Origin of the sequence: Bacillus sp. m3-13 (assembly GCF_000175075.1) — a bacterium.
In the GTDB taxonomy this organism is placed as follows: Bacteria; Bacillota; Bacilli; order Bacillales; family Bacillaceae_I; genus Sutcliffiella_A; species Sutcliffiella_A horikoshii_C.
In genome coordinates, this window is record NZ_ACPC01000005.1 from 33,585 (window position 1) to 47,093 (window position 13,509).

The 13,509-nt window shown below is 41.8% G+C and carries 13 protein-coding genes; 4 read left to right on the top strand and 9 right to left on the bottom strand.

The window, feature by feature from the left end:
- Positions 1–76: 76 nt before the first annotated feature.
- The 4 genes from rlmD to M313_RS0100980 form a co-directional block, all read right to left on the bottom strand.
- Positions 77–1,486, bottom strand: coding sequence for a 23S rRNA (uracil(1939)-C(5))-methyltransferase RlmD (rlmD, locus tag M313_RS0100965; protein WP_010191610.1), 1,410 nt, complete (start codon positions 1,484–1,486; stop codon positions 77–79).
- A complete protein-coding gene (locus M313_RS0100970; RefSeq protein WP_010191611.1) occupies positions 1,483–2,364 on the bottom strand; it encodes a DNA-3-methyladenine glycosylase family protein in 882 nt (293 codons plus the stop codon). The genes rlmD and M313_RS0100970 overlap by 4 nt, the downstream gene beginning before the upstream one ends.
- Before the next feature lie 131 nt (positions 2,365–2,495).
- Complete coding sequence (pdaA, locus tag M313_RS0100975) at positions 2,496–3,311, bottom strand: delta-lactam-biosynthetic de-N-acetylase (protein WP_010191612.1); 816 nt, start codon at positions 3,309–3,311, stop codon at positions 2,496–2,498.
- A gap of 331 nt (positions 3,312–3,642) precedes the next feature.
- Positions 3,643–5,184 carry a fumarate hydratase gene (locus tag M313_RS0100980; protein WP_010191614.1) on the bottom strand — a complete coding sequence of 514 codons (1,542 nt, stop codon included), beginning with the start codon at positions 5,182–5,184 and terminating at the stop codon, positions 3,643–3,645.
- 183 nt (positions 5,185–5,367) lie between these two features.
- Between M313_RS0100980 and M313_RS0100985 the strand changes: the two genes are divergently transcribed.
- Complete coding sequence (locus M313_RS0100985) at positions 5,368–6,264, top strand: GNAT family N-acetyltransferase (RefSeq protein ID WP_010191616.1); 897 nt, start codon at positions 5,368–5,370, stop codon at positions 6,262–6,264.
- A gap of 356 nt (positions 6,265–6,620) precedes the next feature.
- Here M313_RS0100985 and M313_RS0100990 read toward each other — a convergent pair whose 3' ends face one another.
- Entirely contained in the window at positions 6,621–6,806 is a 186-nt protein-coding gene (locus M313_RS0100990) for an SE1561 family protein (protein ID WP_010191618.1), read from the bottom strand.
- A gap of 152 nt (positions 6,807–6,958) precedes the next feature.
- Between M313_RS0100990 and yfkAB the strand changes: the two genes are divergently transcribed.
- The gene (gene yfkAB, locus M313_RS0100995; RefSeq protein WP_010191619.1) at positions 6,959–8,083 is read left to right on the top strand and encodes a radical SAM/CxCxxxxC motif protein YfkAB; all 1,125 of its coding nucleotides are present in this window, start codon (positions 6,959–6,961) and stop codon (positions 8,081–8,083) included.
- A gap of 47 nt (positions 8,084–8,130) precedes the next feature.
- Here yfkAB and M313_RS0101000 read toward each other — a convergent pair whose 3' ends face one another.
- The 4 genes from M313_RS0101000 to cax form a co-directional block, all read right to left on the bottom strand.
- Positions 8,131–8,454: a hypothetical protein gene (locus M313_RS0101000; RefSeq protein WP_010191621.1), complete on the bottom strand. Its 324-nt coding sequence runs from the start codon at positions 8,452–8,454 to the stop codon at positions 8,131–8,133.
- A gap of 212 nt (positions 8,455–8,666) precedes the next feature.
- Entirely contained in the window at positions 8,667–9,425 is a 759-nt protein-coding gene (locus M313_RS0101005) for a YfkD famly protein (RefSeq protein ID WP_234946526.1), read from the bottom strand.
- Between the two features lie 172 nt (positions 9,426–9,597).
- A complete protein-coding gene (locus M313_RS0101010) occupies positions 9,598–10,206 on the bottom strand; it encodes a YczE/YyaS/YitT family protein (RefSeq protein WP_010191624.1) in 609 nt (202 codons plus the stop codon).
- Between the two features lie 403 nt (positions 10,207–10,609).
- Positions 10,610–11,647, bottom strand: coding sequence for a calcium/proton exchanger (gene cax, locus M313_RS0101015; protein ID WP_034774011.1), 1,038 nt, complete (start codon positions 11,645–11,647; stop codon positions 10,610–10,612).
- Between the two features lie 170 nt (positions 11,648–11,817).
- Between cax and M313_RS0101020 the strand changes: the two genes are divergently transcribed.
- Complete coding sequence (locus M313_RS0101020) at positions 11,818–12,240, top strand: pyridoxamine 5'-phosphate oxidase family protein (RefSeq protein ID WP_029326272.1); 423 nt, start codon at positions 11,818–11,820, stop codon at positions 12,238–12,240.
- Between the two features lie 88 nt (positions 12,241–12,328).
- Entirely contained in the window at positions 12,329–13,447 is a 1,119-nt protein-coding gene (locus M313_RS0101025) for a CdaR family transcriptional regulator (RefSeq protein WP_010191627.1), read from the top strand.
- The last annotated feature ends 62 nt before the right edge of the window (positions 13,448–13,509 follow it).

Below are 13,509 nucleotides of genomic sequence, written 5' to 3' on the forward strand. Positions count from 1 at the left end.
CTGGTCTAAATTTTTTATAACAAAAGAGCCTTTCAATTGCTTAGAAAGGCCCTTAACTCACTATTACATCTTTTATTTATTTTCCCTCATAAGTTAGTAGTGCACAGCACTCCACATGAGCGGTTTGAGGGAACATATCCACAGGTTGGATCCAGTCCACTTTATACTTTTTGCTAAGGAACTGAATATCTTTGGCAAGTGTGGATGGATTACAGGATACGTAGACGAAATTCTTCGGCTCTACGTCAAGAACGGTCTTCATGAATGTTTCGTCCAGGCCTGTACGTGGTGGATCCACAACTATTGTATCTGGTCTCCAGCCTTCTTTTACCCATCTTGGCAGCCATTTCTCCGCTTTACCTGCAACATATTTCATGTTGGTATAACCATGGCGTTTGGCGTTTTCCTTCGCATCATCAATGGATTCTGCAATGGTGTCCATACCGCGAACCTCTCCGGCGCCTTCTGCGAGCCAAAGTCCGATGGTTCCGACTCCACAATATGCATCAACGACTTTTTCTTTTCCTGTCAATTGTGCCGCTTCTTTCACCAAATCATACAATTTTACAGTCTGGACAGGGTTGAGCTGGAAGAATGCGCGTGCGCTCAGCTCAAAAGATACATCTCCAAGTGTTTCTTGAATCACTTTTTCTCCGCTCAAATGAATCGTTTCTTCCCCGAAAATAAGGGAAGTTTTTTTACCGTTTACGTTTTGCATGATGCTCTTCACTTTTGGAAGACTTTTTTGGATTTCTTCTACTACTAACTGTTTGCGAGGCAGTTTTTCATCTGTCGTAATCAGAACAACCTGAATTTCCCCTGTGGAAAACCCTACTCTTGTCATGATGGTGCGAACAGAGGGTTGCCCTTTTTTCTCATTTTGAACAGGAATATTAAAGTCCTGCAGAATCTTTTTGACAGTGTTCGTCACTTCCGTTGTGGCACTGTGCTGGACGATACAATTATCGATATCAATCAACTTGTGCGAGTTGGCACCATAAAGGCCTGCGATCACTTTCTCCTTTTGCTTGCCAACCTGGAATTGACTCTTATTTCGGTAATACCACGGGTCTTCCATGCCGATGGTCGGTTTGATGTCTAGTTTGCTAACATTCAATTTCGTGTGACGCTCCAATGACTGAATGACAATGTCTCGCTTTAAGGTCAGCTGTTGATCGTATTTCAGATGTTGCAGCTGACAGCCTCCGCATTGCTCATAAATCGGACATGGCGGTGTGGTTCGATGTGGGGATTTGCTGCGGATCTTTTTAATTTTAGCTTCCGCAAACTTGTTTTTCACATCTGTCACTTCCGCTACAACCACTTCTTCTGGCAGTGCACCCGGGACAAATACAACTTGCTTTTTAAAATAACCCACACCTTCTCCATTAATTCCCAGACGCTTAATCGTAAGCGGAAAAGTCTGTCCCACTTTCATATCGACATTGGATTGTTGTTGCTTATTATATGGTTTCTTCGTTTTCATTTCACTAACTCCTCAACTTGCGGTTCGATGCTTCTCCAAAGATAAAGGGATGCATAGCTTAAATATGGTTCCCAGTCCTTCGCCCACTCCTGCATCTGCAAAACAGTAGGCTTTTGGTCGAGTCCTTTTAGTTTTTTCAAGGCATTTTGGATGCCAATATCTGCGATAGGAAATAGATTCGGCCTGCCGAGTCCAAATAGAAGCAGGTTTTGAACAGTCCAAGGGCCAATTCCTCTTACTTTAATAAGTTTTTTCAAAATCTCTTCATCTGACATGTTGTCCAAGCTGTATAGTGGCAATTCTCCACTTGCAATCAGTTTGGAGGTGTCTATAATATATTCCGCTTTTCTGCGGCTCATTTTTAGTTCTGTGATTTGCTCGTAGTCAAGCGTTGCAACATCTTCAGGCTTCGGGTAGAACCAAACTCCCTCTTTTTCAAAACCGAATGTATGAACAAACCGTTGTGTCAAAGTGTGCGCAAATTTCATATTGACCTGCTGATGGATAATGCATTTCATTAAGCAGTGATACAAATCAAAATCGAGTACGAGCGGCGTCCCTTCGTGCTCTTGGAAAATAGTGGCGAGATCTGTTTTGGCAAAATGGTTACTGATTTCTTGAAGCGGTTTGTCCCATTGGAAAATAGCCTTGAGGTGCTGGATTTCCTTTTCGGTTACCATCGCACTACTGGATAATTCAAAGCTCGGGTTCTGCTTCGTACCAGTCGCCTGTACCTTTACAACAATCGGTGATTCTTCTTGGTACATCGGGACTTTTACAAAACGCTCTGTTGAATGGATGGCCATTAGCGGATCAATGGAAAGCCGTTGCAACACTCTGTCAAAATTGTATGGTCCATTTATCTTTATTTTAACCAATTTCCCCACCGTCCTTTAATATACTTTCCCAATTATAACGGCTTTCTGGTGTGTTGCCAAACAAGGGAAGTTGAAAATTGATATGCGGAGTAGAGTACACGAAAAAACTCCATTGCAAAAGTGCAAAGGAGTCAGTTTTCTTGAATAAGCAATATGGGATTGGGAATAGTATGTTTTGCAGCAATTTCATCCAGACTTTTGAATTCATAGCCTTGTTTACGAAGGTCGTCAATGACCTTTTCCATTGCTTCTGCATTGTCCTTGGAGACCGTGTGCAGTAAAAGTATCGCTCCAGGATGTATTTGCGCCATGATGTTGTCATAGGAATATCTCCAGCCTTTTTGCTGGTCCGTGTACCAATCAACATATGCCAAGGACCAAAACACATGCTGATAGCCCATCTGATTGGCAAGCGCCAAGGTCCGGTCACTGAACGTTCCTCTAGGCGGTCTCAGGTATGTCATGTTATCTAGCCCTGTAATGTTCTTGTACTCTTCTTTGATCATGTCGAGTTCTTTTTTAAAGCGAACATCGTTTACTTGCGTCATATCAGGATGATGCCAGCTGTGATTGCCAACAATATGTCCTTCATTGACCATACGTTTGACTAGTTCAGGCTGATCTTTCAGGTAATACCCTGTTACGAAAAAAGCGGCAGGTACTTTTTTCTCTTTAAGTACGTCCAATACTTTTTCGGTATATCCATTTTCATAGCCATTATCAAAGGTAAGATATATTTCTTTTTTGTTTGTATCTCCAACGTAAAAAGCATTATGTTTTCTTAAAAGTTCATTGTATTTATGTCCTGCATCAGGAGGCTCGTGGTTTTGGCTCTTTTTGAATCCCCAGTGCAGGGTTGTTGTGGAATAGTTGTTCGCATGGCTTAAATGCGGAATAACAAAAAGCGCAACAACAGTTATGGTTAGGATATGAAGTAATTTTCGCATGATGATGATGTTTCCTCCCTTCCATGATTACTAGCTACTATTATGTTTCGTTTGGTATTAGGGTTTGATACGGTGTATTGTTTTCCAATTTGGGGGCTGCATTTAACTTACTGTCGAAAAATTAGGAAATACTGTCCAAGTGCAGGCCAATACAAGCGGAAATCCTCTAAATACAAGCGAAAGGAAGCCAAATACTGTCCGAAACTGCCGCAATACATGCCAATCGACATTTACCGGGAAATAATGACACAACCTTCCATCCATTCCCGCTCTAGAATCAAAAAAAGGCTCGGCAACCAGTATGGTCACCGAACCGCCAATCCTACAAAAATCAGTTAAACACTCTATCCTTAAACTGCGTAAGCTTCTCTAAAGAAGACTTCTCCACATCCGCATGCAAGCTGTTTCCATGGGAATCCATTGTTACTACGGCTGTAAAGCCCTCCACATTCAAGTGCCACATTGCTTCTGGAATACCAAACTGCATCAGGTCTACACCGTCCACACCTTTGATACAGTCCGCATAATATTGTGCCGCTCCGCCGATTGCATTTAAGTAAACGCCACCATGCTCTTCTAACGCCTTTAACGTTTTCGCACCCATTCCGCCTTTACCCATGACAGCGCGGATACCAAAGCGCTTCATGATATCTCCTTGGTAAGGCTCCTCGCGAATACTTGTCGTTGGGCCAGCTGCTTTTACATGCCAGTTTCCTTCGTCATCTTTAAGCATAACTGGACCACAGTGATAAATGATTTGACCGTCTAGATCAACTGGTGCATCATTGTCGCTTAAGTGTTTATGGATCGCGTCACGGCCAGTGTACATTCTTCCATTGATGCGCACCACGTCTCCCACTTTTAAAGAACGAATTTTCTCTTCCGTAATCGGCGCTTCCAGAACGATTTCACTAGCTTCAGAAGTTGCTGCCACTTCTTCTTGCTCTGCCAACTCTTTGGAGAAGTCAATCATTTCCCCTTCTTGATACAACCACTCATTGATTTCACCAGTTTCCGGACTGATTTTCACTCCTAGACGACGATACGCCCAGCAATTGTAAGCAACTGATACGAAGAAACTTGCTGGGATACGGTGCGCAACCCCAACCTTACAGCCAAGCAATGTCGTTTCGCCGCCAAAGCCCATTGTTCCGATACCGAGTTTATTGGCATTTTCCATCACATACTCTTCAAGTTCTTTCAACTCAGGTACTGTGTTTTCATCATCAAGGCTACGGAAAAGTTGTTCTTTCGCAAGTTCATAACCGGAAGTACGGTCGCCACCAATTCCAACCCCTATAACGCCGGCGCTACAGCCTTGTCCTTGTGCCTGGTACACAGAATGCATCACACATTTACGGATACCATCAAGGTCACGGCCCGCACGACCAAGTCCTTCAAGCTCACATGGCAAGCTGTACTGGATATTCTTGTTCTCACAGCCGCCTCCTTTTAAAATAAGACGAGCATCAATATAATCTTTTTCCCATTGTTCAAATTTAATGACAGGAACTCCATCGCCTAGGTTGTCCCCGCTGTTTGCACCAGTTAAAGAGTCCACAGAATTCGGGCGCAACTTCCCATCCTTTGTTGCCTGAACAATCGCTTCTTTAATTACCTTTTTTATTTCGAGTTGGTTTACGCCAACAGGTGTTTTTATTTTAAATGTAGGCAGTCCTGTGTCTTGGCAAATTGGAGACACATTTTCATCTGCCATTGTAATGTTATTCGTGATTGTCGCAAGTGACATCGCTGCACGTGTACCGGCACTTTCGCCAAGCTTTGCTTTCGCAATCGCACGACGCACATCTTTAGGCAGCTTTGTAGAGGTTTCTACGATCAAGTCATACATGCTCTCATATAATTTATTCATCTTTAACTCCCTCTCCTATCCCCAGTTGAAAAGTTATCTACGTTTCTTTTATACATCCCTCATTATACTTGTTCTAATTAGAAGGATAAAGCACTTTGTAACCGATTCCACCAAAACCCTAATGCCAGTTGGATTTTTGTGGTAAAGTGAAAAATAGAGACCAGAGAGATGGGAGAAACTAATATGGCACAAATTACACTTTTACCAGTAAGACTAGAAGATGCAGATCAATTGACTGCTTTGATGAAAAGAACTTTTGATGAGGAAGCTCTTCACTGGCTTGGCTCGTTGGACTCACATATTGTGGACTATAATATACAACCGCCTGGCTACGATTCCGTGCAAACTACTCGTTACATGATAGAAGAGCTTACTTACTACAAAGTTCTAGTGGGAGAGCAACTTATCGGTGGGATTATTTTAACGCTAACAGTAAGCCGTTACGGTCGGATTGATCGAATCTTTATTGACCCTGCTCATCAAGGTAAAGGATTCGGTTCTGAAGTAATTAGGTTAGTGGAAAAGGCACATCCCTCTGTGACAACTTGGGATTTAGAAACTTCCTCTAGACAAAAAGGCAATCTTCATTTTTATGAAAAGATGGGCTTTGAGCGTACATTTGAAACAGAGGATGAGGTGTGTTACATCAAGCGGATTAAGACTTATACGACCGCTGTGGAAAATGAATTTGAATCCTGCAACTTGGAAGGTGCGACCTTTTATCAGGCGAATTTAGCAAACAGTGCATTCAATAATAGCACATTAGCTGGAGCTCATTTCAACAACATAAATTTAAGCCGTTCAAAATTCCAGAACATCAATTTTCAAGATACGTTGATTGCTGATTTGAATCTTTCCGGAAGCAGGGTGAAGCATGTGGAAATGAGTGGTATGGCATTTAGCGATACCTCTGTTGAAGGTGCACCGGTAAGCTTTGAGCGCTGTGAGTTGATGGGGACGCGGTTTAAGAATTGTAAGATGAATGACGTGGAGATTAACGAATGTGACATTTCCGGCATGAAAATTGATGGGGTGTCTGTAGAGGAGTTGTTAGAGGTTTATAGGATGGTTAAGAAATAGGAGAATCCTCTCGGGATGGTCGCGTTACTTGAAAAGATTGAAGACCTCTTCGGGCGTTTTTTCTACTTGAAAATGTCTTCATACCCGCTGTGAAGACACTTTCACAGACTTTTTCCAGTCCAAAGAGTCTTCATAACCTTTATGAAGACACTTTCAAACCGTTATGATGCTCCAAACGGTCTTCATACACGTCATCAAGACCTCTCCTAACCCTTTTTAAACGCAAAGAAGTCTTTATACCCTTTATAAAGACTTCTCGCAATACTTATTCTATTTTAGAAGGTCTTTAAACCTTCTTTAAAGAGGTGGGGACATCCATTTAGTATGGCTATCAAGTCTTTAGCCTTGCCTTATCCTTATTCCCAATCTTTCTTAAACTGATTATACTTCCCTTCTAAATCATCGAGCATCTGAATCAGGCGGTCAATGTCTTCAACATCCGTTGATTCTGGATCCAAGGAATCCACAACCTCCAAAAACATATTCAATCTATTTTTCAAGTAATCGACTTGGGAATCTTTGTTTTCTGTTGCTTTACCCATGATAATCGCACCTTTCTGTTATTCCTGTAAGTTTTTCTTTATACTACCGCACTGTAGCACTCCAGGCAACCTTCACATGAAATTTCCCGGTCTGCAATCCCTTGAATCATGATACAATGATGGGTAAGGTTTTTTAGATAAAGGAGTTTACGATGAAGACAACCATACTACCACCAATTACCCCTTCCTATGATCCATGGGAAGCTTATTTAGATGTAAAAGAATACGGCCAAATGGAACTGACAAACGTTGAGTTTACAACGACAACGCTTTGTAATATGCGCTGTGAACACTGTGCGGTCGGTTATACTTTGCAGCCAAAAGACCCTAAGGCTTTGCCGATAGAATTGCTTATTCAACGCCTGGAAGAAATTCCACGACTTCGTTCGATCAGCATCACGGGCGGCGAGCCGATGATGAGCATGAAGTCGGTGAACGAGTATGTCGTGCCACTGTTAAAATATGCGCATGAACGCGGTGTGCGTACGCAAATTAATTCGAACTTAACGTTAGATTTAGCCAGATACGAGAAAATCATTCCTTACCTAGATGTGTTACATATTTCTCATAACTGGGGTACGATGGATGACTTTGTGGAAGGCGGATTTGCGATGATGGACCGTAAACCGACGTATGATCAGCGTGCAAAGTATTTTGAGCGTATGATTGAAAATTCAAAGGCGCTGACTGCCGCAGGTGTTATTGTGTCAGCAGAAACGATGCTGAATAAACGGACACTTCCGCATATCGAGCATATCCATAAGCAAATTGTGGAGGAGATGAACTGCCAAAGGCATGAGGTGCACCCTATGTACCCAAGCGATTTCGCTAGCGGTATGGAAGTTCTAACGCTTAATGAAATGCGTGAGGCGATACATCGTCTACTTGATATGCGTGATGAAGATACATGGATGTTATTTGGCACGCTTCCGTTCTATCCTTGCAGTGATAATCCGGAAGATCGTGAATTACTGAAACGAGTCTATGAGGCAAAAAATGTGACAGTTCGAAATGACCCGGACGGCCGCTCTCGCTTGAATGTGAATATTTTCAACGGCGACATCATCGTTACAGACTTTGGCGATACGCCTCCTCTTGGAAACATTCAAACCACAGACCTGCCAACGGCCTATGAAAAATGGAAAGATACCTCCATTGCAAAAGAACTTGACTGTCACTGTCCAGCGGTTGCCTGTCTTGGACCTAACATATTAGTGAAAAATGCGTACTATCCAACCACGGATTTTACCGTGCGCGAAACAAAATTGACCAAATAAGCAAAAGCCTGGGGCACCAACTCCCAGGCTTTCTTTTAGGTCGAAATTCAAGTGGTTGGCACTCTCGCTTTAAGTCTTTTGCCCTTCAGTGCGCAATAGAACCCTAAACTTATCAATACAATTCCCATCAAGCTTGAGCCTAAGACTAACGCACCGTCCCATTCACGCGAGCTTCCTGTTAATTGCCATGCTTGATATGGAATGAACAAAAGTAAAAAAATGATTCCTACACCCCAAAGCAGCAAAATAGCATGGTGTTTATCTTCGTTTTCTATATAAGATGGCTTTTGCCTCAATTCAACTGTGACCATTGTACGAACAATAACTAACAAAACAAATAAACCTAAGACCAATAATACCAGGTGCATCATCGTGTTGATGACCTCCTCTTTATTCTCACTTTTTAAGACGCTTGAAGGCGGAAAAAGTTTCGGTCTGCGGCTGCTTTTCGTTCGACAAGGTAGTGGAAGTTCTGTAACCTTCTATTACCCAGCTTATAAAAGAATCGAAACTGGTAAAATAATCACAACTTTTAACAGGAAAAAACCAGCCCATCGAATTAGGCTGGCGTAACGCAAAAATACTATCTCGGGCGATCGGACGCTGCAAAAATGAAGCTAACATGGTCCTGAACCGGAATCCACGCCCCGATTCCTTGTGAGGTGACGTTCTTTACAACAATTTTCATCTCTTTTCCTTTTAACACTAGGTACACTTCTCCATAAGTGATTTTCCCTTTTTCACTAACAGCAGGGGAGTATGCATACAGGTAGCCTAGTTTTTTCACAGGAATGTTATATACCTGATCCTTTTTCGTTCCCGCTCCCACAATGGTCTGGAAGGATAAAGGAAGCTTCGTTTTATCCATCGCTTTTAACATCATCATTTCTTTTACATCATCAGCCGCCTCCACTTTGGAAGTCAAACCGCCTTTGACACTTTTTTGTGCTTCTTGACGATAGTGAAGCTGTTGCGGCACTTTACCACCGCGGTTATCTGTGTAATTGGTGTTGATTTTTTGGTATTCCCAGTTTACGCTTGTTTCTGTGGATTCGTATGACAGTGGCCACTGTCCAAGGTAGATGGTGGCACGATAGCCGATAGCCACTGGTGAAGGCGAAATGTTAGACTCATTTAAAATCTTGATCAGTTTAGGGTTTTCAATTTTTACATTGGAAGAGTCAATCAGTTCTTGAGACAGCTCACTTGGCTGCAGGTATGGCACATCCTGTGACGGGTTTGGATACGTGTTATCCTTGGAGATGTCTAGAACGGAATTAGGTACCTCCAGTTTTTTATTATCAGCTTTTACTTTTGTTTCTTCAGCTTGGACACTACTCATGGTAAAACCAAATGCAATAAAGACTGCCAACATAATTTGAAGTATGCGCATGATGTGTATTACTCCTTTCAATCGTCTTGAAATCTATGTACTGTTATCTTTTTCGAAGCGATTTCAGATTATCCATGAAAGGTGAAACTTTTTACCAAAAGAAAAAACACGAAAACTAACCTCAGCTCTCGTGTCGCAGTTTCTTATATAAGTTTTCCAAACGCGGGTAGAAAATCTGAATTAATGGACCGATCCCAAACGTAATAATAAACGTACCAACGCCGATCGGACCCTTGAAGATAAGAGCAAAAATAAGGGCAAATACTTCCCCGATTGTTTTAGCCGTCATCATCTTCACCTTGAAACGATTTTGAATCCCAAGCATCAAGTTGTCAATTGGAATAACCGGAAACTTAGCTTGCAGGTATGCGGAAATTCCAATCGCCATAATAACCATTCCGGCTAAAAGGACAACAAAACGGAAAAACATCCCCACTGGAATCCATGCGCCTAACACCTGTATCAACCAGAAGTCGATAAACACCCCGACAAGGAAAATCGTAATGACCGCCAGATAATCGGGTTTACTTTTATGTAACCAAGCATTAATCACAATCAAGATGATCCCGACAATGAACACCCAGCTCCCTACGGTCAATCCAAATGTAGTGGAAAGTCCCACGTTAAGTGCATCCCACGCTCCGGCCCCCATATTTGATTTTATCGTTAAACTGATCCCGAAGGATAAGACAAAAAGTCCTATTAAATAAAATAAAGACCTAATAAACAATCTGATAACTCCTCTACATTTTACTGTCACTTGTCCTACTTTACCATTGTAAGCGTGAATCATCAAAATATGAAAAAGAAAAAAAGATTAAATAAATCAGAATATTTATAAGATTGTGTTTATATACTATAAATACCTAAAACGAAGGAGGGGAAAAAAGCGGATAAACACCCTAGAGTGAAGGAGTGATTTACACCTACACAGTGCACATATAAAGCTTTTTATTCCTTAGTTCAAAGCTTTAACCCCTTGGTACTTAGAAGTGATGAGTTAGCCCTACATGCTTTGGGACTCTGTGCAGCCTACCGCACAGAGTCTTTTTTGTGTAATTTCAAAAGTTCGTGCCGAAATGAGCCGAGTTCGTGCCAAAACACCCCGAGTTCATGCCAAAACCTCAATCACTCTATAAAAGAAAGAATCCGATCCCCATAATTAAATAGGCTGCAAGGATTGTCGCCCCTTCAAACCAGTTCGTTTCCCCGTCGTTGGAAATAACAATCGCAAGCAGCACCGCAGTTACCATTGAAATCAGCTCTGGTACCGTGAACACCAGTGCCATTTGCTTTTCAAAAAAGATGGAAATCAGCACTAGTATCGGCGCCACAAACATCGCAATTTGCAACGTTGACCCTACTGCAATTTCTACTGCAATGTCCATCTTATTTTTGTATGCCATAATAATGGCCGAAGCATGTTCTGCTGCGTTCCCTACAATTGCCACGATGATAACCCCGATAAACAATTCCGACCAACCAAATGCCTCACCCACTTCTTCAAATGTATGAACGAGGCTTTCTGAAACATACGCTACCGCAAGTGTTGCCAACAAAAGAATCAGGATAGCTTTTTTCTTCCCCCACTCCGCTGTTTCGTGTTCTTCTGCCGCTCCCTCCGTTTCAGACGATTGATACACCCCACGATGAGTCACTAATTTGAAGAATAGTGCCGCCAAATAGAGTAAAATCAGGATTAACGAAATTCCCACACTAAGGGCAAACGTATCACTTGGGCCCATCTCCTGTGCAAAAATTTCCGGAATAACAAACGCAACAAGAACAGCAAAAACTAACAAACCCGAATTATGCCTAGCATCAAACACATTAAACTTTTGGCGTTTGAATTTTAATCCTCCTACAAAAAACGAAAGCCCCATAACCAATAACAGATTTCCAAGAACGGATCCCGTTAACGAAGCAAGCACCACTGTTATAAGCCCTGCTTTTAGTGCAAAAAATGCAATGATCAACTCCACGGCATTTCCGAATGTCGCATTGATCAAGCCGCCCACCCTAGGACCCGTATGTACCGCAATACTCTCTGTCGCCCTCCCCATATAGCTTGCAAGCGCAACGATCGTCAAACTGTATATGATGAACATCATTACAACCGGCCAATGAAGAAGCGACCCGAGGACAGACAAAGGAAAACCAATAGCAATCATGATAAGGAAAAATTTATACACGCGGACACCCTCTTTCTACTTTTACCATTATCATATCCCTGACCAATTCTTTTTATCGTAGAAACCTGCCGACAAAAGTGTTTAAAAATTCGTCAAACATGCCACATTAACTGGGAGTACTTTTTTAATGAAAGGTGTAGAAGATAAAAATGACTACCGACTTAAAAAGCAAGATCACTTCGATGTTCAGTAACCATAAGATCGGAACGCTCGCAACAATAAGAGGGGACCGCCCATACTCCCGTTTCATGCTTTTCTTCAATGAAGATTTGGTATTGTACTGTGCAACAAACGAGCACACTCATAAAATTGAAGACATAAAAGCGAACCCACATGTACATATCCTTCTAGGCATGGAGGGCACAAGTTGGAAGGAGCCTTACGCTGAAATTGAGGCACAAGCAAGCTTTGAAGACAGTGCAGATCTAAAAAAGAAATTCTGGGATGAGAAATTATCTGAATGGATTAAAAGTCCAGACGACCCAGAGTATTTGCTTCTAAAACTGACGCCTTCTGTTATTCGGTATCATGAGAAGGCAGGCAGTGAAGCAGAATTGTTGAAACAGCAGTAGAAGCCTACCTATACTTATGGTAAGTTAACTATAACGACTAGAAAGCGGCCCTTCTTCATAGGCCGCTTTTTTTATAGGAGGTCTCCCTTTGCTGCGAACATCCCTTGCCAAAAAGATCATAAGAGAAGTGAAAAATTTTATAGAAGAAGATTTAATTATCGTTGATACATCCGGTATCATCGTTGCAAGTACAGACCCTGATAGACTTGGGAATTTTCATGAAGGGGCTTATCTTGCAGCTTCGGAAAAACAAATTCGCATAATCTCTAAACAGGATGAAACGACTCTATCCGGTGTAAAAGCCGGCATCACCCTTCCCCTCTTCCATCAACAAAAAGTTGTTGGCGTGATCGGTATTACAGGAACACCAGAAAAAGTGCTTCCATACGGGGAATTGATCAAAAAAATGACAGAGCTATTAATTCAAGAAAGCCATTATCAGGACCAATTTGAATGGGAAGCAAGATCGCTTGAAACATTTGTGTTTGATTGGTTATTGGAAGATGGGCCATCCACTTCCATTAAAAAACGTGCGGAAGTGCTAGGAATAAACATGGAAGTGAATCGACAAGTTATTTTAATAGAGTTTCAGACAAGTGAAACGTTCATGAAAACAAAGAGATGGTATTTTTCCGAAATGGATGTGGAGCTGAAGAAGGAAGACATGTTGGTGCAATGGGGACAGAACAGACTGATATTACTTCTGGCAAGCAATAATACCTTGAGCAGAGAACTCCTCCTTAAGTTGCTGAAAAATATCCAATCTCAACTTCAAAGCTATGTCGGTGCACCTATTTTTATGGGGATTGGGAAAGCATGCAACTATTCTTCGTTAAAAGATTCCTATTTGGAGGCTGAAAGAGCGCTGAATGCCTGTTCGATGGATGTGCCAATTATATTTGAAGAAGATCTTCGCCTTGAAATGATTTTGCAAGCAATCCCTATCGAGGTGAAGAAAGAGTTTGCTCAGCGTCTCCTATCTCCCGTCATATCCGAGAAGGATTTACTTGAGACAACCCAGGTCTATTTTACCTACCACTTATCCTTGAAAGAGACTGCCAAAGCCATGCATATCCATATCAATACTTTGTATTACCGCTTACGTAAAGTGGAGATGTTAACTGGTTTAGAACTGAAAAAACCGCATGATTTGACTACTCTTTACCTAGCCTGCATGCTTTTGGATGATTCTACAAAAAAGCACTAGATAACCAGCTATTACTTTAGATAAATATACATAGAGTTCCCCCCTCCCTTCTATTAAAATAA

Bases quoted from the DNA above. Each gene is read 5' to 3' on its own strand.
- yfkAB (WP_010191619.1), top strand. From the start codon at position 6,959: ATGAAGACAACCATACTACCACCAATTACCCCTTCCTATGATCCATGG.
- M313_RS0101000 (WP_010191621.1), bottom strand. From the start codon at position 8,454: ATGATGCACCTGGTATTATTGGTCTTAGGTTTATTTGTTTTGTTAGTT.
- M313_RS0101020 (WP_029326272.1), top strand. From the start codon at position 11,818: ATGACTACCGACTTAAAAAGCAAGATCACTTCGATGTTCAGTAACCAT.
- M313_RS0100990 (WP_010191618.1), bottom strand. From the start codon at position 6,806: ATGGGTAAAGCAACAGAAAACAAAGATTCCCAAGTCGATTACTTGAAA.
- rlmD (WP_010191610.1), bottom strand. From the start codon at position 1,486: ATGAAAACGAAGAAACCATATAATAAGCAACAACAATCCAATGTCGAT.
- pdaA (WP_010191612.1), bottom strand. From the start codon at position 3,311: ATGCGAAAATTACTTCATATCCTAACCATAACTGTTGTTGCGCTTTTT.
- M313_RS0100980 (WP_010191614.1), bottom strand. From the start codon at position 5,184: ATGAATAAATTATATGAGAGCATGTATGACTTGATCGTAGAAACCTCT.
- M313_RS0101005 (WP_234946526.1), bottom strand. From the start codon at position 9,425: ATGAGTAGTGTCCAAGCTGAAGAAACAAAAGTAAAAGCTGATAATAAA.
- cax (WP_034774011.1), bottom strand. From the start codon at position 11,647: ATGATTGCTATTGGTTTTCCTTTGTCTGTCCTCGGGTCGCTTCTTCAT.
- M313_RS0100985 (WP_010191616.1), top strand. From the start codon at position 5,368: ATGGCACAAATTACACTTTTACCAGTAAGACTAGAAGATGCAGATCAA.